The organism is Novosphingobium sp. 63-713, assembly GCF_001898925.1.
In the GTDB taxonomy this organism is placed as follows: Bacteria; Pseudomonadota; Alphaproteobacteria; order Sphingomonadales; family Sphingomonadaceae; genus Novosphingobium.
The window spans coordinates 158921-184511 of record NZ_MKVS01000008.1 but is presented as its reverse complement, the minus strand read 5'-3'; the positions used below and the strand labels follow the sequence as shown (position 1 = coordinate 184511).

The window sequence follows — 25591 nt, the reverse complement described above, 5'->3', positions numbered from 1 at the left end:
GGATCATCCCTTGAAGCGATAGAGGTGGAGGCCGCCATAGATCGAGGAGCGGTCGGCGCGGATCAGGCTGCGCGCTTCGGCCTCGCTGTAGTCCCAGCGCGAGAGGGTTTCCTCAGGCACGCGGCCGGGCAGGAGCGTTTCCTCGGCCGCCGTGCGGAACAGGACGCGCGCGCCGGGCCGGGCGGTGCGGGTGATCTGTTGCCACAGGTCGGTCAATTGCGCGTCGCTCATCCAGTCCTGCGCGTCGAGCAGGATGTAGCGGTCGAGGCTGGCGTCGGGTTGCTCGCGCAGATGGTCGGTAAAATTGACATGGCGCCAGTCGATGCGATCGATGCGGTCGCGCACCTTCGCGTAATTGACGGGTTGCAGATAGGGCGGCAACGGCGCGTCCGGCCCCTTGCCATAGCCGCGGTTGAAAGCCTGCCATGCGAAGTAATTTTCGCCTACGGCAAAGTCGCAGGCCAGTTTTTCCAGCCGCGCGCGCAGCACGTTGGCCATGCGCTGATCGCCCGCCAGCGCGTCAAATTGCGCAGGGGGGATGCCAAGGCCATAGAGGCTGGCGGGCTGGTTGGTCAGCCAGCGGATGAAGCGTTTGTCGAACACGGGCGCGATCTTTTCATCAAAAATGCGGCGCTGGTCCTCGATGCTCTGCGCCTCCAGAATGGCGCGCAGATCAACGCGATAGAGGCGGGCGACGAAATGGGCCATGCCGATGAAATTGCCCAGCAGGCCGCGCTTATAGATCCCGCTGGCAAAGCCGCCGATTCGCTTGCGCCCGGCCAGATCGCGCCCTTCCCAATAGCGGCGGGTGGGTTCATCGAGATGCGGCGCGAGATATTGGCGATAGGCGGCCAGATTGGCCTTGTTGTCGGCCTCGACAAAGAAGCTGCGCAGCGATTCGTAATCAGGCAGGTGACGAAACGCGGCATATTTCAGCCGCCCCAGCGCGATATGCGCGGTGTTGAGGTCCACCGCCGTGATCTGGGCCGGGTCGGCCACCAGATAGGACAGCGCATTGCACGAGCCCGAGGCGATGGTGACGATCCGGCTGTCAGGCGCGATTTCCAGCGCGGCCATGTCCACCACCGGATCTTCCCAGATCTGGGCATAGACCAGGCCGCGAAAAGCCAGCGCAAAAGCCCGGTCGGCAAGGCGTTCGCGCCGAGGGGCATGGCTGCGCACCACGGCCCTGTCGATAATATGCGGGTCGGTAATAGGGTTGGCGCGCATAGGGGCGGACATGGGCGACTGGTCTCCGGCTGAACTATTTTCAGCGCTCATATGACCGGTGCGTTGCGGCGCCATGACGCGGCCGTGACGGTTTGGCGACAATTGGGCCTATCAACGGATGTTGTGCTGTCACAATACGGCCCTATATGGCGGCATTCGGATTTTTCAGGGCCGGGCATCAGCGCCGGCCCGTTTTTATGGAGTTTCGCCCATGGGCAAGGTTCTGGTGATTGGCGCTGGCGGCGTCGGCTCGGTGGCGGTGCACAAGATGGCGATGAATGCGGACATCTTTTCCGACATCCATCTGGCCAGCCGCACCAAGAGCAAGTGCGATGCGATTGCCGCCTCGGTGAAGGAGCGCACGGGTGTCGATATCGCCACCTATGCGATCGATGCCGAGGACGTGCCCGCGCTGGCCGCTCTCATCAAGCAGATCGGGCCCAAGCTGGTGGTCAATCTGGCGCTGCCCTATCAGGATCTGACGATCATGGACGCCTGCCTGATCGCCGGCGCGCATTATATGGACACGGCCAATTATGAGCCCAAGGACGTGGCCAAGTTCGAATATCACTGGCAATGGGCCTATCAGGACCGCTTCAAGGAAGCTGGCCTGACCGCGCTGCTGGGCAGCGGTTTCGATCCGGGCGTGACCTCGGTTTTTGCGATGTGGCTCAAGAAGCATAAGCTGAAAACCATCCGCCAGCTCGACATTCTCGACTGCAACGGCGGCGATCATGGGCAGGCCTTTGCCACCAACTTCAACCCGGAAATCAACATCCGCGAAGTGACCGCGCCCGCGCGCCACTGGGAAGGCGGCCAGTTCGTCGAAACCCCGGCGATGGCCAACAAGGTCCAGTTCGACTTTGCCGAAGTCGGCCCCAAGAACATGTATATGATGTATCACGAGGAGCTGGAAAGCCTCGCCAAGTTCATCCCTGAACTGGAGCGTGCGCGTTTCTGGATGACCTTTGGCGATGAATACATCAAGCATCTGACCGTGCTGCAGAATGTGGGCATGACCCGCATCGATCCGGTCATCTACAATGGCGTGGAAATCATTCCGCTTCAGTTCCTCAAGGCCGTTCTGCCCGAACCCAGCACGCTGGGCGCGACGACGAAGGGCAAGACCAACATCGGCGACATCGCCACCGGCGAGGCGCTGGACGGCAGCGGCGAAAAGACGTTCTACATCAAGAACATCTGCGACCATGAAGAATGCTATGCCGAAACCGGCAATCAGGCGGTGAGCTACACCACCGGCGTTCCGGCGATGATCGGTGCGGCGATGGTGATGCAGGACATCTGGACCGGTGCGGGCGTGTTCAACATCGAACAGTTCGATCCCGATCCCTTCATGGACATGCTCAACAAGCATGGTCTGCCGTGGTCGGTCGAAGAGCTCGACGGTCCGGTGCAGTTCTGATGAATTGGGGTTTGATCCTGCCCCCGCTGATGCTGGCGGGGTCGAACCTGTTCATGAATGTGGCGTGGTATGGCCATCTCAAGGCGCCGCACAAGGCGATCTGGGTGGCTGTACTGGCCTCATGGGGGCTGGCCTTTTTCGAATATTGGCTGGCCGTTCCCGCCAATCGTCTTGGGTCAAAGGCCTATTCGCTGGCCCAGCTCAAGACGATGCAGGAAGTCTTTTCGCTGGCGGGCTTCGTGCTGGTGGCATGGGCGCTGTTCGGGCAAAAGCCGGGCCTGGCGCAACTGGCGGGCTTTGCGCTGATTATCGCGGGCGCGGCGCTGATTTTCAAAGGAAACTGACGCATGGAAACTCGTGCAGGCGATCCGGGCGCCTTTGCGCATTTCGACCTGAACCGTGTCAATTCGCCCGCCTTTGTGGTGGACGAGGCGCGGCTGCGGGCCAATCTGGCGGTGCTGGCCGATGTGCGTGACCGGGCGGGGATCAAGGTGCTGGCCGCGATGAAGGCGTTCAGCATGTGGCGCGTCGCCTCGATCGTGGGCGAATATCTCGATGGCGTCTGCACCAGCGGGTTGTGGGAAGCGCGTCTGGCGCAGCAGTCCTATAAGGGCGAGATCGCCACCTATTGCGCAGGCTACAAGGCCGAGGATCTGCCCGAGATCTGCGCGATCTCCGACCATGTGATCTTCAATTCGCCGAACCAGCTGGCGCGCTTCCGCCCGATCTTGGCGCAGCAGGGCGGCGATTTCGACATCGGCCTGCGTATCAACCCGCTGCACCGCGAGGGTGAGGTCGAGAAATACGACCCCTGCGCGCTGGGCTCGCGTCTGGGCTTTCCGGTCGATCAGGTGAGGGCCGAACATCTCGAAGGCGTCACGGGCCTGCATTTCCACACGCTCTGCGAGCAGGATTTCGAGCCGCTCCAGCGTACATGGAATGCCCTTTATCCCACCATCGCGCCTTGGCTGGCGGTGAATGGCGGGCCGATCCGCTGGCTGAATTTCGGCGGCGGGCATCATATCACCCGCGCCGATTATCAGCGCGACGATCTGGTCGCCTTCCTGCAAGTGGTGAAGGCGCAGACCGGCTGTGAGCTTTATCTGGAACCGGGCGAGGCGGTGGCGCTGGACGCGGGCATTCTGATCGGCACGGTGCTGGACACCCATACCAATGGCATCCCGGTCGCCATCGTCGATATTTCGGCCACCTGTCATATGCCCGATGTGATCGAGGCGCCCTATCGACCCGCCATGCTGGGCGAGCGCGAGGATGGTGAAGCGGTGCGTCTGGGCGGACCTTCGTGTCTGGCGGGCGATGTGATCGGCGATTATCGCCTGCCGGTGCCGTGTGAGCCGGGGCAGCGTTTTGCTTTCCTCGATCAGGCGCATTACTCGATGGTCAAGACCACGACTTTCAATGGCGTGCCGCTGCCTTCGATCTGGCTATGGAACAGTGCGGATGATTCGCTGGAATGCGTGAAACATTTCAGTTGGGAGACCTTTCGCGACCGTTTGAGCTGATTGCGCGATTGTCCGAATAAATAACTAAATTTCAATGATATATCAGAGTGGCGCGCCGTCCTGTCAGGGCGGTGCGTCACTCTGTTTTTGTCATGAAACTGTCATCTGATTCTGGGATCATTTCAGGATAGGCCAGTTTTCCGCCATTCGTGCTCAAAGCTGCGATGAAGCGTGATTTTTCCGCTTGCACCCCCCGACAAACGGCCTATATGCACCCCCCTCGCTGCCCCATGGGGACTTCCAAACCGCAAGGCAGCTTTTCACCATTGTGTTTATCTTGGCCGAATGGCCTATTGGGGGTCCCTTGCGTTGTCCATTCATCTTGATGCATCGGCTGTAGTTCGCGCCCTCGCGCCCAACGAACCCGTTATCCTCAATCGCCCGCAGGCTGCTGCGCGCGCTGCCCGCTTCTTTGTCGAGAAGTTTCCGGGCAAGTCGCTCTATGCGGTAAAGGCCAATCCCTCGCCCGACCTGCTGGCCGTGCTGTGGGAAAATGGCGTTACGCATTACGACACCGCCAGCATCGCCGAAGTGCGCCTTGTTCGTGAAGCGCTGGGCTCGGAGCCGACCCTGTGCTTCATGCACCCGGTCAAGCCCGTTGCCGCGATCCACGAGGCCTATCACATCCACGGCGTCCGCACGTTCAGCCTGGACAGCCAGGAAGAGCTGGAAAAGATCGTCGAGGCGACCCGCGACCGTGATGGCAATGCGGCCACCGATCTTTCGCTCTGTGTGCGTCTGCGCGTGTCGAGTGAATATTCGGAGCTGAGCCTCGCGTCGAAGTTCGGGATCGATCTGGCCGATGCAGCCCCGCTGCTTCAGGCCACGCGTCAGGTTGCCGATTGCCTCGGCATCTGCTTTCACGTCGGTTCGCAGGCGATGACGCCCTTCGCCTATGTTCAGGCGCTCGAGCGCGTGCGTGCGGCGATTGTCGATGCGTCGATCACGGTGGACATCATTGATGTGGGCGGCGGTTTTCCCTCGATCTATCCGGGGATGGAGCCTGCGCCGATGGAGGATTATTTCGCCTCGATCCACCGCGCCGCAGAATCGCTGCCGGTATCCTACTCGTCCGAGCTGTGGTGTGAACCGGGCCGGGCGCTGTCGGCGGAATATAACTCGATGATCGTGCAGGTGGAAAAGCGCCGCGGCAACGAGCTGTTCATCAACGAGGGTGCCTATGGCGCGCTCTATGATGCGGCCCATGTCGAATGGCGTTTCCCGGTCAAGTGCCTCAACCCCGAGCGCGACAGCGCCGAGGAAGATTTCGCCTTCTACGGCCCGACCTGCGACGATGCCGACTATATGGAAGGGCCGTTCCGTCTGCCCGCCAATATCCAGCCGGGCGATTATATCGAGATCGGTATGCTGGGCGCCTATGGTGCGGCGATGCGCACGCGCTTCAACGGCTTTGGCACCGGCATGGTGATCGATGTCCGCGACGAGCCGATGGCAACGCAATATTGCGGCACCCGCCGTGATCCGCGCCATTCGGACAATGTGGTGCGCCTGCGTTAAGGCCTTCGCAAAAGACATGAAAAAAAAGGGGGCGGCTCGGCATCGGGTCGCCCCCTTTTTTTGCCCATTGGGTCGAAAACGGCCCGCCAAGGGGTTTCGCTTGGGGCCTGCGCGCCCTACATGCCGAGTATGGCACGCCCGACTCCGACCCAATTCGACAAGAAAAAGACCGTTGCCGAAAACCGGCGCGCGCGTTTCGACTATTTTATCGAGGACAAGCTGGAAGCAGGCATCGCACTGACCGGCACCGAGGTGAAGAGCCTGCGCTTTGGCGAAGGCTCGATTGCCGAGGCCTATGCCGAGGTTCGCGATGGTCAGGTCTGGCTGGTTAACGCCAATGTGCCCGAATTCAGTCATGGCAACCGCTTTAACCATGAGCCCAAGCGCCCGCGCAAATTGCTGCTGCACGAACGCGAGATCGCCAAGCTGACCGGTGCGGTGGAACGCAAGGGCATGACGTTGGTGCCGCTCTCGGTTTATTTCAACGGGCGGGGCCGGGCCAAGGTCGAACTGGCGCTGGCCAAGGGCAAGAATGTTGCCGACAAGCGCAACACGATCAAAGAGCGCGACTGGAAGCGTGATCAGGCCCGGATCATGAGGGAATACAAGTGAGCGGGCGGCGGCTCGTTTCTCTGTCCAATTGGGCGCGAAACTTGCTGCCCACCCGAGCGGCTTTGGAAAACAGCCGCATTATCGCCCCCTTCGCCCACTTGGTGCTGCGCGCCGATCTGTGGCGGTTCAACCGGCGCAGCGTACCGCGCGGGGTGGCGGTCGGCCTGCTGGTCGGTATTTTCGCCTTGATCCCCGGCGTGCAGTTGGTGGGCGCGGCGCTAATGTGCGTGCCGTGGCGGGGCAATATCCCGCTGGCGGGCGCGATGACTTTCCTTTCCAATCCGGCCACCACGCCCTTCATCATGGTTGGGGCGATTTCGGTGGGCAATAATTTCGGTTTCCATGCGGATCTGGGCACGCTCGATCACCTGTATCGCAGCGGGGCAGGGTTGACGGAATGGAGCCGCTGGATGCTTTCGGATGGCGCGCCTGCGCTGCTGCTGGGGCTGGGCGTGATCTCGGTGGTCAGCGCGGCGGTCGGTTATGTGGTGGCCGCGCTGGTGTGGCGGCGGGTGGTGCTGGTGCGTCATGCGCGGCGGCGGCAACGCTCCGGCACGCAGGGCTGAACGGGATGATGATGTCGGGGGAGCAGGAGCGCGGGGATCAGCCCGCGCGCGGGATGGCGTTGCTGCTGGTCGGCGCGGCGCTGGCGATCAGCGCGGGTCTGGTATGGCTGGCCACGGGGCAGATGGGCGCGGTGGCGGGCTTTGTCGGCGGGGCGCTGGTGCTGGGCGCGGCGGGCGTGATGCTGGGGCGCGGGCCGGGCGCGGCGCCGGATGCGGAGCCCGTGGAACCGGACTGGTCAGTGACGGTGGCCGCGATCGAGGGCGATGCGGCGGTGGCGATTGTGGATCGCGCGGGGCGGCTGGTTTGCGCCAATGGCGCGTTTGAGGCCGGATTTGGCGCATGGGCGCCGCCTGCACTGCCCTTTGGCGATGCGGCGGGCGCCTTGGAGGATCTGGCGCGCGCGGCCTGGCGCGACGGCGCGGCGGCCGATGGCGTAACCGCACCTGACGGGACTCGTTGGCGGATCGAAGTGGCGCGGGCGGGCCGGACCGAGGCCTATCTGATCTGGCGTTTACGCCCGGTGGTCGCGCCCGATCCGGTGGGCGAACTGTGCAATCATCTGGCGGGCAAGCTGGGGGTTGTGCTGGGCCACGCCGGATTTTGCGCGGCGCTGGTTGAGACTAATGGGCAAATCCGCGCGGCGAATCATGCCTTCGCGCAAAGGTCGGGCGCGGAAGGGGCGTTGGTGGGCCAACCTTTCATCGGCCTGTTGGCGCAGGATGAGCAGGACCGGATTTTCTGGGCTCATGACGTCAAACGCTCGGTGCCTTTGACCTTGTTTTATTTGCCTTTGGTCGATCCAGATGGGCCCGATCTGGCCGATCCGCAGCAAAGCCCCTCGCTGATGCTGTTGGTCGATCAGGGGGTGGGCCTCGGCGGCAGCGGCGAGGTGAGCGCGGCGGTGCCGCATTTGCAGGCGCTGCTGGGCGGATTGCCGCTGGGGCTGGCGATGGCGGATCGCGATGGGCGGCTGCTCTTTGCCAATGCGGCCTTCATGCGCGCGGCGGGGCGCGAAGGGGGGGATGTTCCCACCTATCCGACCGATCTGGTGGTGCGCGAGGATAAGGCGGCGCTGGCCGATGCGGTGCGCCGGTTCGGCTATGGCGCGGCGACCAGCGGCGACGTTGCGGTGCGTCTGGCCGCGCAGCCCGAGGATCCGGTGTCGCTCAGCCTTGCGGGCGTGCGGGGGCTGGGCGAGGCGGCGGTGCTGCTGGGCCTGACCGATACGACCGAGGAAACGCGGCTGAAGCGGCAGGTGGCGCAGGCGACCAAGATGCAGGCCGTGGGGCAGTTGGCGGGCGGGGTGGCCCATGATTTCAACAATGTGCTGACCGCGATCATCGGCACATGCGATCTGATGCTGTTGCGCCATACGCCGGGCGACAGCGATTATGACGATATTCAGCAGATCCGCGCCAATTCGAACCGCGCGGCCAGCCTGACGCGGCAGTTGCTGGCCTTCAGCCGCCAGCAGACCTTGCGGCCGCAGGTATTGCAGCTGCCTGATATTGTTTCGGATATTACGCAGATGCTGCGCCGTCTGATTGGCGAGAAGATCCGGCTGGAGGTCAGCCATGACCGCGATCTGGGGGCGGTGCGGGCCGATCCGACGCAGGTGGAGCAGGTGATCGTCAATCTTGTGGTCAACGCGCGCGATGCGATGCAGGAAGCTTCGCGTAAGGTGGGCGGCGATGGTAGTGGGGCGCTGATGCTGGCCACGCGGCGGGTGCCGGCGGCCGATGTGCGTGCAATGGGCAGCGATATTCTGCCGATTGCCGATTACACGGCGCTGGTCGTGCGCGACACGGGCGGGGGCATTCCGGGCGATATTCTGGGCAAGATCTGGGAGCCGTTTTTCACCACCAAGGAGCAGGGGCGCGGCACCGGCCTTGGGCTTTCGACGGTCTATGGCATTGTAAAACAATCGGGCGGCTTCATCTTTGCCGATAATGTTCCGGCGCAGGACGGGGTGGCGGCGGGCGCGCGCTTCACGGTCTATCTGCCGGTCCATCATGGCGCGGCTGAGGTGGCTGCGCGGCCTTTGGAGGAGGCAACGGCCTGGGCAGGCGGCGGCGATATTCTGCTGGTTGAGGATGAGGATGCGGTGCGCGTGGTGGCCGAAAGGGCGCTGAGCCGCGCCGGCTATCAGGTGACCACGGCCAGCGATGGCGAGGAGGGTGTCGAGGCGGTGATGGCGCGGCGCGATTCGGGGGCCGCGATGTTCGATATGGTGGTTTCCGATGTCGTGATGCCGGTGATGGATGGGCCAGCCATGGCGCGCGCCATCCGTGGGGTTGAGCCCGATTTGCCGGTGCTGTTCATGTCGGGCTATGCCGAGGAACAGTTGCGGCGCGAGATCGATATAGTGAATATGTATTTCATCCCTAAGCCTTTTTCCGTAAACCAGATTGCCGGAAAAGTGGCTGGAGTACTGGCCAAAAGGGCGGGGAAAAAGGGCTGAGCGGGACGGCTGGAATAATTTTGTTCCGGCCTTGTTCTTTTGGAACAAATCGAATACACAATGCCGTGTTGACCTTTGGCAACAGCGCCTTAGCAAGGAGACGGCACGTGGCAGCTCAACTCAAGCTGATTCAGGAAGGCAAGGACAAGGACAGCATGGACCGTCAAAAGGCGCTGGAAGCCGCATTGGCACAAATTGATCGGGCGTTTGGCAAAGGTTCTGCCATGCGTCTGGGGGCCAAGGAAGCCATGCAGGTGGAAGCGATTTCCACCGGATCGCTGGGCCTTGATATTGCTCTGGGGATTGGCGGCTTGCCGCGCGGGCGTATCGTTGAAATCTATGGGCCGGAAAGCTCGGGCAAGACCACGCTGGCCTTGCACGCGATTGCCGAGGCGCAGAAAGGCGGCGGGACGGCGGCCTTTGTGGATGCTGAACATGCGCTCGATCCGGTCTATGCCAAGAAACTGGGCGTCGATATCGACAATCTGATCGTTTCGCAGCCCGATACGGGCGAGCAGGCGCTGGAAATCGTCGATACGCTGGTGCGTTCTAACGCGATTGACGTGCTGGTGGTCGACTCGGTGGCCGCGCTGGTGCCGCGGGCCGAAATCGAGGGCGAAATGGGCGACAGTCATGTCGGCCTTCAGGCCCGTCTGATGAGCCAGGCGCTGCGCAAGCTGACCGGTTCGATCAGCCGCTCGCGCTGCATGGTGATCTTCATCAACCAGGTGCGTATGAAGATCGGCGTGATGTACGGCAATCCTGAAACGACGACGGGCGGTAACGCGCTCAAGTTCTATGCTTCGGTGCGTCTGGACATTCGCCGCACAGGCCAGATCAAGGATCGCGACGATATCGTCGGCAATGCGACCCGTGTGAAGGTGGTGAAGAACAAGGTGGCGCCGCCCTTCAAGCAGGTCGAATTCGACATCATGTATGGCGAAGGCATCTCGAAGATCGGCGAGATCCTCGATCTGGGCGTCAAGGCCGGGATCGTCGAGAAGTCGGGCGCGTGGTTCAGCTATGATTCGATCCGGATCGGGCAGGGGCGTGAGAATTCGAAGAACTATCTGCGCGAGCATCCTGAGATTCGTGACCGCATCGAAAACGCCATCCGTGCGCAGACCGAAGGTCTGGCGGGCGAGATGATGGTCGGGCCTGAGGCCGAAGATGACGCGTGATTCCTTCGGTTGAAGGCTGAAAACAGGCGGGGGCGCGGGCGAATTTCTCTCTCGTGCCCCCGATTTTTTTGATGCGGGCGGGAACAATCAGCAGAAACTGGGCAAAACCTTGCACTGTTCGGCAAAAACGATGGCTATGATTGCGCCTTCCTGCTTGTCCGCCGCCCTTTGGTAGCTTATCGGCAAGCCCCATGATCTCGACCAACGACATCCGCCGCTCCTTTCTCGAATATTTCGGCTCGAATGGCCATGATGTGGTGCCGTCTGCGCCGCTCGTGCCCTATAACGATCCGACGTTGATGTTCACGAATGCGGGCATGGTCCCGTTCAAGAACGTCTTTACGGGGTTGGAGACGCGAGCGATCCCGCGTGCCACCAGCAGCCAGAAGTGCGTGCGCGCCGGGGGCAAGCATAACGATCTCGACAATGTCGGCTATACGGCGCGTCATCATACTTTCTTTGAAATGCTGGGGAATTTCTCTTTCGGCGATTATTTCAAGGAACAGGCTATTACCCATGCTTGGACGCTGCTGACCAAGGAATGGGGGCTGGCCAAGGACAAGTTGCTGGTCACGGTCTATCACACCGATGATGAGGCATTTGGCCTGTGGCAGAAGATTGCGGGTCTGTCGGAAGATCGCATCATCCGCATTCCGACCAGCGACAATTTCTGGTCGATGGGCGATACCGGGCCTTGCGGGCCCTGCAGCGAGATTTTCTTCGATCATGGCGATCACATCTGGGGTGGCCCTCCGGGTTCGCCGGAGGAAGACGGCGACCGCTTCATCGAGATCTGGAACCTTGTGTTCATGCAGTTCGAGCAGCAGGCCGATGGCACGCGCCTGAGCCTGCCCAAGCCGAGCATCGACACCGGCATGGGGTTGGAGCGCATTGCCGCGGTCATGCAGGGCGAGCACGACAATTACGACATCGACACGTTCAAGGCGCTGATCGCGGCGAGCGAATCGCTGACCGGTGTGAAGGCCGAGGGCGACAGCCGCGCCAGCCATCGCGTGATCGCGGACCATCTGCGTTCCACCAGCTTTCTGCTGGCCGACGGCGTGTTGCCCAGCAATGAAGGGCGCGGTTATGTGCTGCGTCGCATCATGCGCCGCGCGATGCGCCATGCCCATCTGCTGGGCGCGAAGGATCCGTTGATGCACCGTCTGGTGCCTTCGCTGGTGACGGAAATGGGCGCTGCCTACCCCGAACTGGGCCGGGCGCAGGCGTTGATCCAGGAAGTGCTGGAGCGCGAGGAAACCAAGTTCCGTCAGACGCTTGATAAGGGGCTCAAGTTGCTCGACGAGGCCACCGATGGCCTGGGCGAGGGCGGCACGCTGGCGGGCGAGACGGCCTTCAAGCTCTATGACACCTATGGTTTCCCCTATGACCTGACCGAGGACGCGCTGCGTTCACGCGGGATCAGCGTTGACAAGGACGGCTTTGACGCCGCCATGGCTCAGCAAAAGGCTGCGGCCCGCGCCGCATGGAAGGGCAGCGGCGAGGCCGCCGCTGGCGAAGTGTGGTTCGACATTGCCGAGCGTGTCGGGGCGACCGAATTCACCGGCTACACCAGCACCACCGGCGAGGCGCAGATCGTTGCCATCGTGAAGGACGGCAAGGAAGTCGAGAGCGCCGACGCGGGCGATGCGGTGACGATCATCACCAACCAGACGCCTTTCTATGGCGAATCGGGCGGCCAGATGGGTGATGCCGGCACGATCACGGGCGCGGATGGTTTGACCATCGTGATTGCCGATACCGCCAAACCGCTTGGCCGTTTGCACGCTCATGGCGGCAAGATCGAGAGCGGCAGTGTCAAGGTCGGGGATGCGGTCGTTCTCTCGATTGACGTGGCACGGCGCGATGCGATCCGCGCCAACCATTCGGCGACCCACTTGCTGCATGCCGCGCTGCGCAATCGTCTGGGCGCGCATGTTACGCAGAAGGGTTCTCTGGTTGCGCCTGAGCGTCTGCGCTTCGACTTCTCGCAGCCGACTGCGCTGACGGCGGAGGATATCGCCTCCATCGAGGCCGAAGTGAATGCGGAAATTCGCGGCAATGAGGTGGTCAACACCCGTCTTATGAGCCCGGAAGACGCGATTTCGGCGGGAGCCATGGCGCTGTTCGGCGAGAAATATGGCGAGGAAGTGCGTGTTCTGTCGATGGGCAGCAAGGCCGACGGCAAGAACTTTTCGGTTGAACTTTGCGGCGGCACTCATGTGCGGGCTTTGGGCGACATTGGCGTCCTGCGTATCGTGAGCGAAAGCGCGGTGTCGAGCGGCGTACGCCGGATCGAGGCGCTGACCGGCGAAGGCGCGCGGCAGTGGTTCGTGAACCGTGAAGAACAGTTGAAGGCTACCGCTTCGGCGCTGCGCACTACGCCCGATGAGGTTGAAGCGCGCGTTGTGGCGCTGCTCGACGAGCGCAAGAAGTTGGAGCGTGAATTGGCCGAGGCCAAGAAGGCGCTGGCTTTGGGCGGCGGCGGGGCTGCGGCGCAGGCGGCGGACGAGGTGATCAATGGCGTGACTTTCAGTGGTCAGGTGATTGACGGGTTGGACGCCAAGGAATTGCGCGGGCTGCTCGATACGGCCAAGCAGCGGATGGGCAGCGGCGTGGCGGTGATCGTTGCAGTCAATGATGGCAAAGGCGCGATTGCGGCGGCTGTGACCGAGGATCTGACGGACAAGGTCAGCGCGGTCGATCTGGTGCGCGCGGGCGTTGCGGCGCTGGGCGGCAAGGGCGGCGGCGGTCGTCCGGACATGGCGCAGGGCGGCGGGCCGGATGGCTCCAAGGCAACTGAGGCGATTGCGGCGGTCAAGGCTGTGATTGCTGGCTGAATTTCTTGATACTGTTGAATTTTATTAGGGTCGTTGCAGGGCAATCTGCGGCGGCCCTATTGTTTTCGGCGCGTGGTCGCGGCGATGTTCCGATACCGGCCGCATGGATGACTATGCGCTTCGCTTTTTTGGAAAAGTGGTCGCACCGTCTCGCGTGAGGCGTTTCTGATTCCGTAACCGGTGGATGAGCACGCAGCATCGAAAATGCCGCCGGTCGCCTCGCGGCGCCGGCGGCGGATTTTCCATTACCCCACGCGTTCCCGCAGACTGCTGCTTTTCAGCTTCGGCTTCTCGCTCAAGCCGCCGTCATGCATGATGGTTTCGCGATATTCGTCGCGCTTTTCATGGATCGAGGCGATGACGAAGCCCATCGGCACGCCCAATTCCACCAGCACAGCTTCGGACAGTTGCAGCGTCGCTTCGAGCGTTTCGGGGATCGCGTGGGTTGCGCCCGCGCGATACATGGCGGCGGCGTGGATCGTGTCGCGCGCGCGGGCCAGAATGGGCAGGTCGGGATATTGCGCGCGCAATTTCTTGACCAGACGCTGGGCGGTGCGCGGCTCGTCCATGGTCAGGATGACACAATTGGCGCGATCAAGGCCCAGCCTTTCCAGCATATGGCTCGATGACGCTTCGCCAAAAGTGGCGCGATAACCTTGCCGCACGGCGCCCGCGATCAGATCGGGATCGGAATCGATGCCCATATAGGGCTTGTGATGCGCGTTGAGCATATCGGCCACCAGTTGGCCAACGCGGCCGAAACCGATGATAACGGCATGGGGTGCGCTTTCCTCGCCCAGGTCCTGGGCCTGATGGGAGGCAGCATCGACCCGGCGCGCAAGGCGCCGCCCAGCCCATGCCAGCAAAGGCGTCACGGTCAGGCCCAGCGCGGTCACCGTCTGCCAGAATTGCGCCGTTGATGGCGCGATCAGCGAGGCGCCGCTGGCCGTGGCGAGCACGATCAGCGTGGTTTCCGAAGGGCTGGACATCAGGATGCCCGCCTCGGTCGCCACGCCCCGCCGCGCGCCGGTCAGACGCAGGATGCCCGCCGTCACCGCCGCCTTGATCACGACCACGCCGGTGGTGGCCGCGATGATCATCACCCAGTTTTGCGCGACGGCCGCGAGGTCGATGCTCATCCCCACGGTGATCAGAAAAACGCCCAGCGCCAGACCTTTAAAGGGGGCCGTGATGCCTTCGACCTCGGTGTGATATTCGGTTTCGGCAATCAGCAGGCCCGCGATCAGCGCGCCGACGATGGGTGACAGGCCGACGCCCGCCGTGGCCAGCGCCGCGACGATGACCACCAGCAGGCTGGCCGAAAGGAAGAGTTCGGGGCTCTTCGTGCGTGCGGCCTGGGCAAACAGATGGGGCAGCATGTAGCGCCCGAAAACCATCAACACCGCCACGACAAGCGCGCCATAACCCAGCGTTTGCGCCAGTTCCATCCAGCCCGCGCCTTCCGCGCGGGGCGCCAGCGCGCCCAGCAGGAAGATGATCGGCACAAGCGCCAGATCCTCGAACAGCAGCATGGCCAGCGCGGCGCGGCCAACCGGCGTGGTCGAACCGGCGATGGGCAGCACCAGTGCGGTCGAGGACATGGACAAGGCAAGGCCCAGCCCGACCGCGCCCGCCGCGCTTTGCCCCATCAGCTTTAGCCCGACGCCCAGCGCCAGAGCCGCCAGCAGCAATTCCGCCGCGCCCAGCCCAAGCACCTGTTTGCGCATGGCCCAGAGGCGGTCGAAGGACAGTTCCAGCCCCACCGAGAACAGCAGCAGAATGATGCCGAATTCGGCAAAGGGCGCCAGCGCCTGGGCATTGGTGATCGTGACAAAGGCCAGCCACGGCACTTCGGCCACATGACGGCCAAGACCATAGGGGCCGACCAGCAGGCCGACGAGAATGAAACCAATCACCGGCGTAATGCGAAAACGGGCGAAAACCGGGATAACGATGCCTGCTGCGCCCAGAATGACCAGCGCATCGCCCAGCGGCGTGGAGGGAGAGAAAGAAACATGAGCCATGGGGGCAGGCTAGGCCAAGGGGGCGGCCATGTCACGGCTGGATCGGCCGCAGACATGGAATGTGGCGGTTTTGTCATGACTTAGTCATAAAAATTCTGACTGTTGCAAAACGTGCAACATCCATTGCATTTTTCGCTTTTCCCGTGAAGGCGAATCGGTTAGCCTGGTCTCAACGAAAAGAAGTTTGGGGATTTGTTGGATGCGTAAGACCGGTAAGCGGATTTGGTTGCTGTTGGCGGGATATGCGGTTTCGGCCGCTGGCGTGCTCGCCGTTCCCGCTCAGGCCGCCGATCTTGCTACGCCGGTGACCATGGCCGCCGCCGTTCAGGTGGAAACGCCCTCGACCTCGATGGCGCTTTTTCCTGTTGCGGCGGCTATGGACCTGATGCGTTCGGGGCGTTCGGCCGACGCGCTGGCCTTGCTGGAACCGGCAATGGGCAAGCTGCAATCGGCGGCCAAGGGTGGGGCGCGGCCCTATTGCCAGCATGACGGTTCGGCCAAGCGCGGGGTTCGCGTGCTGGATGCGGATCTGTGCGATGCGCTCTATCTGCGCGCCTTTGCGCTGACCGAATTGGGCCGCCGCACCGATGCGGTGGAGGCTCTGGAGCAACTGACCCAGCTTTCGCCTGATTATCCGCGCTATTTTGTCGAATTGGCCTATGCTTATCGGGCCAGTGGCGACAAGGCGGGCGCGATGGAAACCTATCGCCACGCTGCCGAATTAGCTTCGGCGCCGGGGCAGCAGAAGTATCGCGCGGCGGCGCTGCGCGGCATCGGTAATCTGCTGGTGGATAAAGGGGATCTCGAAGGTGGGGAGAAAGCCTATCGGGACAGTCTGAGCGACGACCCGCAAAATAAGGTCGCGCTTGGCGAACTGCAATATATCGCCCGCAAGCGCGCGGCATCGGAACAGAAGGGCGGCTAAGACCCTAATGACCCTCTTTCAGGGGGGAAGCTGAAGGGCGCCTGTTAACGCAGGCGCCCTTTTTATTTGCCCGCAGCCCATTTGATCGGCCCGCGCGGCATGCGCAAAAAAGAAGAGGCCCGGTTTCCCGAGCCTCTCTTTTCGTCGTCGAAGGACCGAGGAGCGATTACTCGCCCTTGGCCATTTCGGCTTCGAGGTTCTGCACGATGGCTTCGAAGAACGCTTCGGTCGTCAGCCAGCCCTGTTCGGGGCCGATGAGCAGCGCGAGGTCCTTGGTCATCTTGCCGCTTTCGACGGTTTCGATGCAAACGCGTTCCAGCGTCTGGGCAAACTTCACCACTTCGGGCGTGTTGTCGAAACGGCCGCGATAGATCAGGCCGCGCGTCCATGCGAAGATCGAGGCGATCGGGTTGGTCGAGGTCGCCTTGCCCTGCTGGTGCTGGCGATAGTGGCGGGTCACGGTGCCGTGGGCCGCTTCGGCTTCGACGGTCTTGCCATCGGGCGACATCAGAACCGAGGTCATCAGACCCAGCGAGCCAAAGCCCTGCGCGACGGTGTCCGACTGCACGTCGCCGTCATAGTTCTTGCACGCCCAGACGAACTTGCCCGACCACTTGAGGGCCGAGGCCACCATGTCGTCGATCAGGCGGTGTTCGTAATGGATGCCGGCATCCTTGAACTTTTCGGCGAAACCTTCGGTGGCGAAGACTTCGGCGAACAGGTCCTTGAAGCGACCATCATACTTCTTGATGATGGTGTTCTTGGTCGACAGATACACCGGCCAGCCCAGCGCGAGGCCATAGTTGAACGAGGCGCGGGCGAAATCGCGGATCGAATCGTCAAGGTTGTACATCGCCATGGCGACGCCCGACGAGGGGAAGTTGAACACTTCGCGGTCGATCACTTCGCCATTTTCGCCTTCCCAGACGAGGCGCAGCTTGCCCTTGCCGGGGACGAGGAAATCGGTGGCCTTGTACTGGTCACCAAAGGCGTGACGGCCAACCACGATGGGGTCGGTCCAGCCCGGCACCAGACGGGGCACGTTCGAGATCACGATCGGCTCGCGGAACACAACGCCGCCAAGGATGTTGCGGATCGTGCCGTTGGGGCTCTTCCACATTTCCTTGAGGTTGAATTCTTCAACGCGGGCTTCGTCGGGGGTGATGGTGGCGCACTTCACGCCGACGCCATATTCCTTGATCGCGTTGGCCGAATCGACCGTCACCTGGTCGTTGGTCGCGTCGCGGTTTTCCACCGACAGGTCGTAATACTTCAGGTCGATGTCCAGATAGGGCAGGATCAGTCGTTCACGGATCCACTGCCAAATGATCTTGGTCATTTCATCGCCGTCGATCTCGACAACGGGGTTGGCTACCTTGATTTTTGCCATGTGCTTTTGTTCCCTGGGGTGGAGTGGCTTGCATTCCCCCTAGCATAGGATTTCCGCCGCGCAAGGGCGGGTTTTCGCATTGGGCGATGCGACGAAAGATAGTTTTTGATATTGCGAAGTCATAGCAAATAAACGCCTCTCCACAGGTCCCGCGCCCTTGGGCAAGGCTATTTTAACGCGCCAATCCTAGAGTAATCCGGCCGGGGCGCCTGCTTGCCGCCCCGATAAGGAGCTTTGCATGTCCGCCCCTGAGCTATCTGCCCTTGATGTCGATGTCATTTTGCGCACCCACAATCGCGCCGACATGTTGCCTGAGGCGGTGGCGTCGTTTTTTGCCGCCGATGTGCGCGGGGTCAATGCCCGATTGCTGGTGGTCGACAATGCATCGAGCGACAATACGCAGGCTGTGCTGGCCGATTTGCAGGCGCGTTATGGCGAGGCGCTGGTGCCGCTCTATGAGGCGCGCCCGGGCCCGCAACATGCGTTGAATGCGGCGCTTGGGGCTGTGCGCGGGCAGATCGTCGCCTGTTTTGACGATGATGAACGCATCGTGCCGGGCTGGCTTCAGGCCATCGCGCGCGAATTTGCCGATCCGGCCACTGATTATATCGCCGGGCCGGTGCTTTTCCCTCAGGGCAGTTCATTGCCCGAATGGCTGCCCGATGGGTTCAACGGCGCGCTGGGCTTTATCGACCACGGGAGCCAGCGCCGCCAGTTCGCTCCCGGTTTTCATGGCATGCTGACGCAGGGCAATTGCGCGCTGCGGGCAAAAATCTTTGAAGAATTTGGCCCTTATCCCGATTGCTTCAATACCGCCGAGGATCGCTGGCTCAACCAATGGCTGACCGATCAGGGCAAGCGGGGGTTCTATTGCCCCGACTTCGGCGTGACCCATCTGTTGCAGCCGGCGCGTGTGAACCGGGACTATTTCCGCCAATGGGCGCGGCGCGAAGGGCGCGATCTGGCCACGTGCGATACGCTGCTCTCGCGGCCCAACATGCTGGCGCAGCGCTGGTATTGGCGCAAGATTGCGGGTTGCGCCATGCGGCGGCTGGTGGGGGCGGGGACTTCGGCTGAAAAGTTCCGCGATGAATTGGAACTGCGCGTGGCGGCCAGTTATGCTGCCACCTGTTTAGGCCGCCGAGCTGCGGCCTAAACGCCCCATCGCCATCGCATAGGCCCGCGTGGCAATGGTGCGGATCTCGATGGTGGCGGGGTGGCGCACCAGAAACAGACAGGCCAGCCAGCACGGAATCCCCGCCACCGACAGAGCGATCAACAGGCCCCAGCCAATATCCCCGGCGCCCATGCCCAGCCAATCCTGCGCCACGATCAGCGGAATGCCCGCGCCATAGGCGGCCACCGCGCTGCGCCAGTAGATATTGACCAGATCGACAAAGCGGAAATGCATCAGCCGCGCCAAAAACACCCCGTAAATGCCCACCCAGACCAGGCCATAGACGATACGACTGGCCGCCGCCGCCTCAACCCCGATGAAACAGGCCACGGTCAGACAGCCGATGATGATCGCCGTATCGATCCAGTTCACCCAGATCAGCGTGCGGATGCGGCCCAGCAGGATCGGCACATCCATCTGCAGCGGCACCGCTACGAACAGCGTTTCGGACAGCGCCGTCCATTTCAGCAGCACCGACACGCCCGCCCATTTCGGCCCATATAGCAGATGCACCAAAGGCCCCGCAGCCAGCCCCAGTCCGATCATCGCCGCCCAGTTCACCGCCGTATTGCAGGCCGTCAGGTGCAGATAGGACGGCGCCAGCGGATCGCCCGCGTCGCGTTTGCGCGCAAAGGCGGCATAGAACACCGAGGTCAGTCCGCTGGTCACCAGCGTCGAGAGCTGGGCCGAAAGCGCGGTGGCACGGCTGAACAGGCCAGTGGCGGTCACACCCAGCAGGCGCGCAACGATTAGATCTTGGGTGCGCATACCGATGGCGCCGCTTGCGCTGATGAAAAAGGAATTGGCGCTGAAGGAGAGCAGCGGGCGGGCCGTAGCCCAGTCGCGCGGAAAGCGCGGCACCACCGGGCGAAACCGCATGACGATACCGGTGCGCAAGATTGCCGCCAGCAGCAGGCCCCACGCCATCGATGCAGGCCCCACCCCATGCGCGGCCAGATAGATGCTGAGCAGTCCGCCGGACAGGGCGCTGATGATATTGGCGAAAAACAGCGCACGAAAATTCATCTCGCGCGTCAGCAGCCCCACCGGGATCAGCGCGAAGGGGCTGATGAAACTGGCCGCAGCAATAATCAGCGTCAACCGGATCAGCGTCGTATCGTGATAGATATGGCTGATGACCGGCGCCAGCGCCCCCAGCACCACCGCCACACCGCAGGCGATCGAAACCGCCACCCCCGCGTAATCACGCACATGGGCCGGATCCATCGCCCTTTGCCCCGATACGAAGCGCGTGATCCCGGCATCCTGAAACATAGCCACCAGCATCGAGGCGGCCAGCGCCACCGAATAGACGCCAAATTCCGAGGGGCTGAGATAAAGCCGCGAAATGATGACGCTGACCGCGAACTGGATGACAAAGGCCAGATATTGCGTGGCCATTGACCATGCGATGGATGCGCGAATCGACATGGGGTTCAGCAGCCGACCGGAATGCAGGGCAGGGGAGAGATCATGGCCCCAAGCTCTAGCCATCAGAGGTAAAGATTTACCCCGAAGGCCCGGATGCTTCACGCAAAAGACATGCAAAACAAAAAACCCGCCAGCCTTGCGGCGTGGCGGGTTTTTGAATGGTGGGCGTAGGAAGGATTGAACTTCCGACCCCTGCGATGTCAACACAGTGCTCTACCACTGAGCTATACGCCCACACTTTCAAGTCCATCCCGGTTGGCGTTGTTGGCGTCCGCCGGGTGTGACGCGGCCTCTAACGGTGCTCTTCGATTAGCGCAAGAGGCTTATGCGAAATATTGCAATTTTTTTGCGTAAGGGCCTGTTTAGACGCTGATTTGGCTGGGCTGGCCAAACACGCGCTGCACTTCGGCCACCAGATCGCGCAGGTGGAAGGGCTTGGAAAGCACCTTGGCCTGGGGCGCTTCGCGGCTCGCCTTGAGCGTGACGGCGGCAAAGCCGGTGATGAAGATCACCTTGGTGTCCGGGCTGACCTCGGCGCAGCGCTGGGCCAGTTCGATGCCGTCCATTTCGGGCATCACGATGTCGGACAGCAAAAGGTCGAAATGCTCGCGCTCCAGATAGGGCAGCGCCGCCGTGCCGCGATCCACCGCCACCACGTCATAGCCTGCGTTTTCCAGCGCGCGGGCCAGATAGGTGCGCATGGCGGCTTCGTCTTCGGCAAGCAGAATTCGGATCATGGCGTTATCTCTCTTTATCGTTGTTCCGCTTATAGCGCGCGCTGCAAAGGATTTCTCGCGGCATTTCGGGCATGACCTGATTTGAAACACCCCGGCGCCAAGGTGCTAACTTTGACACGCGGGGGAGAAATCCGCACTGTGGGGCGATGAATGAAATTCGGCCTGAACTGTGCGATTCGCTCGGTGTGATCCGTCGCGATGGCGGCGTGATCCCCGGCCTTGGTGAACCGGCCTTTTCTGTTCTGTCGCCTGCGGTTTCGCGCCTGCCGGTGGTGATTGCCGCGCCCCATGGCGGGCGGCGCTATCCTCCCGATGTGCTGGCGCGGATGCGGTATCCCGATGTCGCGGCGCTGCGGCTTGAGGATCGGTTGGTGGACCATCTGGCTCTGGCGGTGGCGCGCGAAACCGGGGCGGCGCTGATGCTGGCCCATGCGCCGCGTGCGATGCTGGATCTCAACCGCGCCGATGATGATGTCGATTGGGATATGCTCGGTCTTGTCGCGCCGGGGCCGGGGCCCGCCAATGGCCGGGCGCGCAGCGGGCTGGGGCTGGTTCCGCGCCGCCTGCCGGGCATGGGCGAGATCTGGCGTGGGCGCCTGTCATGGAGCGAGGTCGAGGCGCGAGTCGATGGTATTCATCAGCCCTACCATACCGCTCTGGCCGATCTGGTGGCGCAGGAGCGCGAGCGCTGGGGCGCGGTGCTGCTGATCGACCTGCACTCCATGCCGCCGCTGCCGCGAATCATCGGGCAGGAGGCGGCCACTATTGTCGTCGGGGATCGTTTTGGGGCCAGTTGCCATGGTGAACTGGTGGCGCGGACCTTCTCGCATTTCGCGGGGGGAGGCGTGTTGGCCGCGCATAACCGGCCCTATGCCGGGGGATTTGCGCTTGATCACCATGCCGCGCCGCGCCGTGGCGTCCATGCCATGCAATTGGAGGTGGACCGGGCCGCCTATCTCGACTCGCAACTGATCGAAACCGGCGAGGGTTTCGATGCGATGGCGGCGCTTTTGTCCTCGCTGGTCCTTACACTGGGCGCGCAGGTGGCCGCGATGGGCGGGCGGCGGGCGGGCGAAACATGGCCCGAGGCGGCCGAATAAGCCGCGCGGCACATAAAAAACCACCTCGCGCGATGCGCGAGGTGGCCAAGGTTCAGGGAGGAAGTGCAACCGAAGTTGCACCAATCCAGTCGGGCCATGAGGGAAGCGCCAACCGGATGACTGTGTATTACCCTGACATTTTGGCCGCCGCAAGCGTTTAGTGATAAAATGCATCACTTGGAAAAGAAAATGCGACGAGTTGAAATTTATCCTTTTTGGTTCGTTTAAAGCAAAACCCCGCCGGGCGCAGGGCCGGGCGGGGTCTGTTTTCATCACGGCCGGTGATGGGCCGCGATATCACGCATTAAGGCGCGTCACGCGTTCAGGCGACCGGAGCGACCTGCGGCAGCACAACCGGGCCAACGCCGAGCTGAACCTGACGGGCGAAGATTTCGCGCAGCAGGTCGAGGCTGAACAGGTGGGCGAACAGCAGCGGCAGCAGGCCCGACTGGTTCCAACCGCGCAGCACGTCGCCGCGCACTTCGCGCAGCTTAGCCTGATCGACCATCTGGAAACCGCGATAGACGAAGGGCTGTTCCGTGCCTTCCTGCTGGATGGCGACTTCGCCTTCCATCAGCAGGTTGTGCTTCTTGAGCTCTTCAACGAAAGCGGCGGTGCGCATACCGGCTTCTTCGAAGTTTTCGCAGAACTGCAGCAGGTTCTTGGTGGCTTCGCTGGGCGCTTCGCCATCGAACAGCGGCGCGCCGTCCACTTCTTCGCCCAGCAGGTTGGTGGTGGGGTCAAAGCAGAGCGACAGTTCCTGCGCGTCGGGCGTCAGGCGGGCCAGCATGAAGGGATAGCGACGGACATAGGCCGGCACATAGACTTCCGAGGTCAGCTTGCCTTCGGCATCGACGAAAACGTTCACGCCTTCGTTCAGGCCCATCAGCGCCAGCGGAACCGGCTGATCGCCGCTGGAGAACACGATGGGGAAGTGGCGCGCGGCCTGCGGGAATTCCTCGACCGTCAGCGGCACGGCGTGCTGGCCAATCAACCAGGTCGCCTTGTCGGTGCTCTGGCTCTTGTAATTGGCGTGGTCCCGGCTGTTGAGCGGAACGAGGTCGTTGTAGAACAGCGGCAGGTTGGCGTTCTGCGGCGCGCTGGCCATGGGGTCTCTCCGAAAACTGGGGCAATAAAGGCCCCACAAGGTCAATATTCAAGTTACAGGCCATAGGGCGCGGTTTTGCCCAAGGCAAGTCACCCTGCACGGTTTCACACCGAGGGCAATAGCTTTCCCGGGTTAAGCAATCCTTTGGGGTCCAGCGCGGATTTGACCGCACGCATCAGGCCCAGCGAGGCCGGATCGCCAAGGCGCTGTAATTCGCCCACTTTCATCTGGCCGATGCCATGTTCGGCGCTGAGCGAGCCGCCCCATTGCGTGACCAGATCGTGAACAAAACGGCTGATGGCCTTGCCGTCCGAGGCCTCCCAGACGGCCCTTTCGCTCCCTTCCGGAGAGATTACGTGGAAATGCACATTCCCATCGCCAAGATGCCCAAAAGCCACGGCATGGACGCCCGGAAAGGTCGCCTCGACCCGCCCGATGGCGTCGGTGATGAAGTCGGGCATTTTTTCCACCGGAACGGATATATCGTGCTGCATCGCCGGTCCCTTGCTGCGTTCGGCCATGGGAACCGTCTCGCGCAGGCCCCAAAATGCCTCGGCCTGCGACTCGCTGTTGGCGATGGCGGCGTCCTGCAGCAGCCCCGCCTCAAACGCATCGGCCAGCATCGTCTCGACCCGCTCGCCCAGCGTCGGCGCATCCGCCGCATCGGCCACGACCTCGATCAGCGCGTACCATGCATGAGCGCCCTCCAGCGGCGATCGCATATCGGGCGCGTAATCGAACACCGCTTCAAGGCTGGGGTGGGGGATCACCTCAAAGCCTTCCAGCGCCTCGCCCACGGCCTTTTCGGCATGAAGCAGCAACGCGCGCGCGGCTTGAATGCTCTCCACCCCGGCCCAGATCACCCGCCGGTCGGCCAGCGCCGGTTCGAGCTTGAGCGTGGCCGCCGTGACGATGCCCAGCGTCCCTTCGGACCCGATGAAAAGCTGCTTCAGGTCGAAACCGCGATTGTCCTTCTTCAGCGGCGTCAGCGCGGAATAGATCGCCCCATCGGCCAGCACCGCCTCCAGCCCCAGCACCTGCGAGCGCATGTTGCCGTGGCGCAGCACCTGCGTGCCGCCCGCATTGGTCGAGATCAGCCCGCCCACCGTGGCCGAACCCTTGCCGCCCAGGGTGAGGGGGAAACGCAGCCCCACCGCCTCGGCGGCTTCGTGCAGGTTTTGCAGCACCACCCCCGCCCCGCAAGTGACGCGGCGGTTTTCCAGATCGATCGGCCCGATGGCATTCATCCGCCGCAGCGAAACCAGCAACGAGGCCCCGCTGGCATCGGGTGTTGCCCCGCCGCTCATGCCCGAATTGCCGCCCTGCGGCACCAGCGTCACATTGTGCTCTCCTGCCAGCATCACCAGCTTGGCCAGTTCGGCGCTGTCGGCGGGCGAGGCCAGCCCCATGGCCGAGCCCGTATAGCGCCCGCGCCAGTCAGTCAGCCACGGCGCCAGAAGGTCAGGATCACAGGTCAATCCGCGCGGGCCAAGAAGGGCGGCGGCGGCGGCGAGAAAGGTGTCGTTCCGGGTCATGGCCCGCCCTATGCCACAGACCCTGCGCCGCTTCCAGAAGGTGCAGGTTAAGCGGCTGTTCAAACAAATGTGATTATGTCACAAGTCCGAGAAACAGACATGAGGGTTACACGTTTGGCCTGCCGCATGGGAGGATCAAACCTTGCAAATATATGGCCAGACTTCCCTTTCCGATCCTTTTGCGGCGCATGATTGGCGTCAGCTCCGGCCTGCGCCGCGGGCGTTGGGTGCTTGGGGGAGCCGTGGCTGTGCTGGGCCTTGTCGCACTGATTCATGGCGAGTCTCCGGCCGGAGCAGCCTCACTGGTCGATACGGGCGAGAAAGTCTGGCATGCTGTGCAAGTGCGCGGCCTCGATCTGGACGATGAATACAAACAGGTCCGCATTCAGCAGCAGTTCTCGATCCGCATTTCGCCCGGGCCGCCGGTGCCGCCGCCGGTCTTCGTGATCGAGAATGATCAGGAGGATCGCTCCACCCGGCTGGAAGAGCGCAACATGGGCAAATGCCTGCCCGCCTCCTCCATTGTCAGCGTTCAGAGCGCGCCGCGCAACCGCCTGCTGTTCTTTCTGCGCGATTCGCGGGTGGTCACGGCGGGGCTGGATAAATCATGCCATGCGCATGATTTTTATTCCGGTTTTTATGTCGAACGCAACGCCGACGGACAGATCTGCATCGAACGTGACAAGATCCACGCGCGCTCGGGCGCCAATTGCCTGATCCATGATTTACACGCCCTGGTCGAAGTTCCCGTGCGCCGTTAAGGCTGTTTCGGGCGATTTTCTTGACTTTCGTCGCGATTTGGCGCTAAT

20 protein-coding genes and 1 tRNA gene are annotated in these 25591 nt (G+C 62.5%); 13 read left to right on the top strand and 8 right to left on the bottom strand.

Features of this window, described 5'->3' with window-relative positions; translation table 11 throughout:
- Nucleotides 1–3: 3 nt before the first annotated feature.
- Nucleotides 4–1242: a DUF3419 family protein gene (locus BGP00_RS06015; protein WP_292690057.1), complete on the bottom strand. Its 1239-nt coding sequence runs from the start codon at nt 1240–1242 to the stop codon at nt 4–6.
- A 199-nt stretch (nt 1243–1441) separates the two neighbouring features.
- Between BGP00_RS06015 and BGP00_RS06010 the strand changes: the two genes are divergently transcribed.
- The 9 genes from BGP00_RS06010 (at nt 1442) to alaS (ending at nt 13355) form a co-directional block, all read left to right on the top strand.
- Nucleotides 1442–2653, top strand: a complete 1212-nt coding sequence (locus tag BGP00_RS06010; protein WP_292690059.1) for a saccharopine dehydrogenase family protein — start codon at nt 1442–1444, stop codon at nt 2651–2653.
- Nucleotides 2653–2997 (top strand): DMT family protein, encoded by a 345-nt coding sequence (locus tag BGP00_RS06005; RefSeq protein ID WP_168604558.1) that lies wholly within the window; start codon nt 2653–2655, stop codon nt 2995–2997. The genes BGP00_RS06010 and BGP00_RS06005 overlap by 1 nt, the downstream gene beginning before the upstream one ends.
- Nucleotides 2998–3000: 3 nt before the next feature.
- Nucleotides 3001–4176: a carboxynorspermidine decarboxylase gene (locus tag BGP00_RS06000; RefSeq protein ID WP_292690061.1), complete on the top strand. Its 1176-nt coding sequence runs from the start codon at nt 3001–3003 to the stop codon at nt 4174–4176.
- Nucleotides 4177–4485: 309 nt separating this feature from the next.
- Nucleotides 4486–5694 carry a type III PLP-dependent enzyme gene (locus tag BGP00_RS05995; protein WP_292690063.1) on the top strand — a complete coding sequence of 403 codons (1209 nt, stop codon included), beginning with the start codon at nt 4486–4488 and terminating at the stop codon, nt 5692–5694.
- A 129-nt stretch (nt 5695–5823) separates the two neighbouring features.
- Nucleotides 5824–6306, top strand: a complete 483-nt coding sequence (smpB, locus tag BGP00_RS05990) for an SsrA-binding protein SmpB (protein ID WP_168604561.1) — start codon at nt 5824–5826, stop codon at nt 6304–6306.
- Nucleotides 6307–6347: 41 nt separating this feature from the next.
- Nucleotides 6348–6872 carry a DUF2062 domain-containing protein gene (locus tag BGP00_RS05985; RefSeq protein ID WP_292690066.1) on the top strand — a complete coding sequence of 175 codons (525 nt, stop codon included), beginning with the start codon at nt 6348–6350 and terminating at the stop codon, nt 6870–6872.
- Nucleotides 6873–6877: 5 nt separating this feature from the next.
- Entirely contained in the window at nt 6878–9334 is a 2457-nt protein-coding gene (locus tag BGP00_RS05980; protein WP_292690068.1) for a response regulator, read from the top strand.
- 107 nt (nt 9335–9441) lie between these two features.
- Nucleotides 9442–10515 (top strand): recombinase RecA, encoded by a 1074-nt coding sequence (gene recA / locus BGP00_RS05975; protein WP_168604563.1) that lies wholly within the window; start codon nt 9442–9444, stop codon nt 10513–10515.
- 191 nt (nt 10516–10706) lie between these two features.
- Nucleotides 10707–13355, top strand: a complete 2649-nt coding sequence (gene alaS / locus BGP00_RS05970; RefSeq protein ID WP_292690070.1) for an alanine--tRNA ligase — start codon at nt 10707–10709, stop codon at nt 13353–13355.
- A gap of 245 nt (nt 13356–13600) precedes the next feature.
- Here alaS and BGP00_RS05965 read toward each other — a convergent pair whose 3' ends face one another.
- Nucleotides 13601–15379, bottom strand: a complete 1779-nt coding sequence (locus tag BGP00_RS05965; protein WP_292690072.1) for a cation:proton antiporter — start codon at nt 15377–15379, stop codon at nt 13601–13603.
- Between the two features lie 199 nt (nt 15380–15578).
- Here BGP00_RS05965 and BGP00_RS05960 point away from each other — a divergent pair, with 199 nt between their 5' ends.
- A complete protein-coding gene (locus tag BGP00_RS05960) occupies nt 15579–16304 on the top strand; it encodes a tetratricopeptide repeat protein (RefSeq protein ID WP_292690074.1) in 726 nt (241 codons plus the stop codon).
- Nucleotides 16305–16470: 166 nt separating this feature from the next.
- Here BGP00_RS05960 and BGP00_RS05955 read toward each other — a convergent pair whose 3' ends face one another.
- A complete protein-coding gene (locus BGP00_RS05955) occupies nt 16471–17694 on the bottom strand; it encodes an NADP-dependent isocitrate dehydrogenase (protein WP_168604567.1) in 1224 nt (407 codons plus the stop codon).
- Between the two features lie 238 nt (nt 17695–17932).
- Here BGP00_RS05955 and BGP00_RS05950 point away from each other — a divergent pair, with 238 nt between their 5' ends.
- Nucleotides 17933–18850 (top strand): glycosyltransferase family 2 protein, encoded by a 918-nt coding sequence (locus tag BGP00_RS05950; protein WP_292690077.1) that lies wholly within the window; start codon nt 17933–17935, stop codon nt 18848–18850.
- On the opposite strand, the gene BGP00_RS05945 is transcribed toward BGP00_RS05950, so the two are convergent.
- The 3 genes from BGP00_RS05945 to cpdR form a co-directional block, all read right to left on the bottom strand.
- Nucleotides 18827–20302 carry an oligosaccharide flippase family protein gene (locus BGP00_RS05945; RefSeq protein ID WP_292690079.1) on the bottom strand — a complete coding sequence of 492 codons (1476 nt, stop codon included), beginning with the start codon at nt 20300–20302 and terminating at the stop codon, nt 18827–18829. The genes BGP00_RS05950 and BGP00_RS05945 overlap by 24 nt on opposite strands.
- Before the next feature lie 159 nt (nt 20303–20461).
- Nucleotides 20462–20536 (bottom strand) — tRNA-Val (locus tag BGP00_RS05940).
- 128 nt (nt 20537–20664) lie between these two features.
- Nucleotides 20665–21039, bottom strand: coding sequence for a cell cycle two-component system response regulator CpdR (cpdR, locus tag BGP00_RS05935; RefSeq protein ID WP_168604570.1), 375 nt, complete (start codon nt 21037–21039; stop codon nt 20665–20667).
- A 146-nt stretch (nt 21040–21185) separates the two neighbouring features.
- On the opposite strand from cpdR, the gene BGP00_RS05930 reads away from it, so the two are divergent.
- Nucleotides 21186–22139 (top strand): N-formylglutamate amidohydrolase, encoded by a 954-nt coding sequence (locus BGP00_RS05930; RefSeq protein WP_292690081.1) that lies wholly within the window; start codon nt 21186–21188, stop codon nt 22137–22139.
- Between the two features lie 322 nt (nt 22140–22461).
- Here the strand turns inward: BGP00_RS05930 and BGP00_RS05925 are convergent, their stop codons facing one another.
- Entirely contained in the window at nt 22462–23247 is a 786-nt protein-coding gene (locus BGP00_RS05925) for a SapC family protein (protein ID WP_292690083.1), read from the bottom strand.
- 104 nt (nt 23248–23351) lie between these two features.
- Nucleotides 23352–24782, bottom strand: a complete 1431-nt coding sequence (locus BGP00_RS05920; protein ID WP_292690085.1) for an FAD-binding oxidoreductase — start codon at nt 24780–24782, stop codon at nt 23352–23354.
- Between the two features lie 152 nt (nt 24783–24934).
- On the opposite strand from BGP00_RS05920, the gene BGP00_RS05915 reads away from it, so the two are divergent.
- A complete protein-coding gene (locus tag BGP00_RS05915; protein WP_292925723.1) occupies nt 24935–25543 on the top strand; it encodes a hypothetical protein in 609 nt (202 codons plus the stop codon).
- Nucleotides 25544–25591: the final 48 nt, after the last annotated feature.

Bases quoted from the DNA above. Each gene is read 5' to 3' on its own strand.
- BGP00_RS06015 (WP_292690057.1), bottom strand. From the start codon at position 1,242: ATGTCCGCCCCTATGCGCGCCAACCCTATTACCGACCCGCATATTATC.
- BGP00_RS06010 (WP_292690059.1), top strand. From the start codon at position 1,442: ATGGGCAAGGTTCTGGTGATTGGCGCTGGCGGCGTCGGCTCGGTGGCG.
- BGP00_RS06005 (WP_168604558.1), top strand. From the start codon at position 2,653: ATGAATTGGGGTTTGATCCTGCCCCCGCTGATGCTGGCGGGGTCGAAC.
- BGP00_RS06000 (WP_292690061.1), top strand. From the start codon at position 3,001: ATGGAAACTCGTGCAGGCGATCCGGGCGCCTTTGCGCATTTCGACCTG.
- smpB (WP_168604561.1), top strand. From the start codon at position 5,824: ATGGCACGCCCGACTCCGACCCAATTCGACAAGAAAAAGACCGTTGCC.
- BGP00_RS05980 (WP_292690068.1), top strand. From the start codon at position 6,878: ATGATGATGTCGGGGGAGCAGGAGCGCGGGGATCAGCCCGCGCGCGGG.
- alaS (WP_292690070.1), top strand. From the start codon at position 10,707: ATGATCTCGACCAACGACATCCGCCGCTCCTTTCTCGAATATTTCGGC.
- BGP00_RS05965 (WP_292690072.1), bottom strand. From the start codon at position 15,379: ATGGCTCATGTTTCTTTCTCTCCCTCCACGCCGCTGGGCGATGCGCTG.
- BGP00_RS05960 (WP_292690074.1), top strand. From the start codon at position 15,579: ATGCGTAAGACCGGTAAGCGGATTTGGTTGCTGTTGGCGGGATATGCG.
- BGP00_RS05955 (WP_168604567.1), bottom strand. From the start codon at position 17,694: ATGGCAAAAATCAAGGTAGCCAACCCCGTTGTCGAGATCGACGGCGAT.
- BGP00_RS05950 (WP_292690077.1), top strand. From the start codon at position 17,933: ATGTCCGCCCCTGAGCTATCTGCCCTTGATGTCGATGTCATTTTGCGC.
- BGP00_RS05945 (WP_292690079.1), bottom strand. From the start codon at position 20,302: ATGTCGATTCGCGCATCCATCGCATGGTCAATGGCCACGCAATATCTG.
- cpdR (WP_168604570.1), bottom strand. From the start codon at position 21,039: ATGATCCGAATTCTGCTTGCCGAAGACGAAGCCGCCATGCGCACCTAT.
- BGP00_RS05930 (WP_292690081.1), top strand. From the start codon at position 21,186: ATGAATGAAATTCGGCCTGAACTGTGCGATTCGCTCGGTGTGATCCGT.
- BGP00_RS05925 (WP_292690083.1), bottom strand. From the start codon at position 23,247: ATGGCCAGCGCGCCGCAGAACGCCAACCTGCCGCTGTTCTACAACGAC.
- BGP00_RS05920 (WP_292690085.1), bottom strand. From the start codon at position 24,782: ATGACCCGGAACGACACCTTTCTCGCCGCCGCCGCCGCCCTTCTTGGC.
- BGP00_RS05915 (WP_292925723.1), top strand. From the start codon at position 24,935: ATGGCCAGACTTCCCTTTCCGATCCTTTTGCGGCGCATGATTGGCGTC.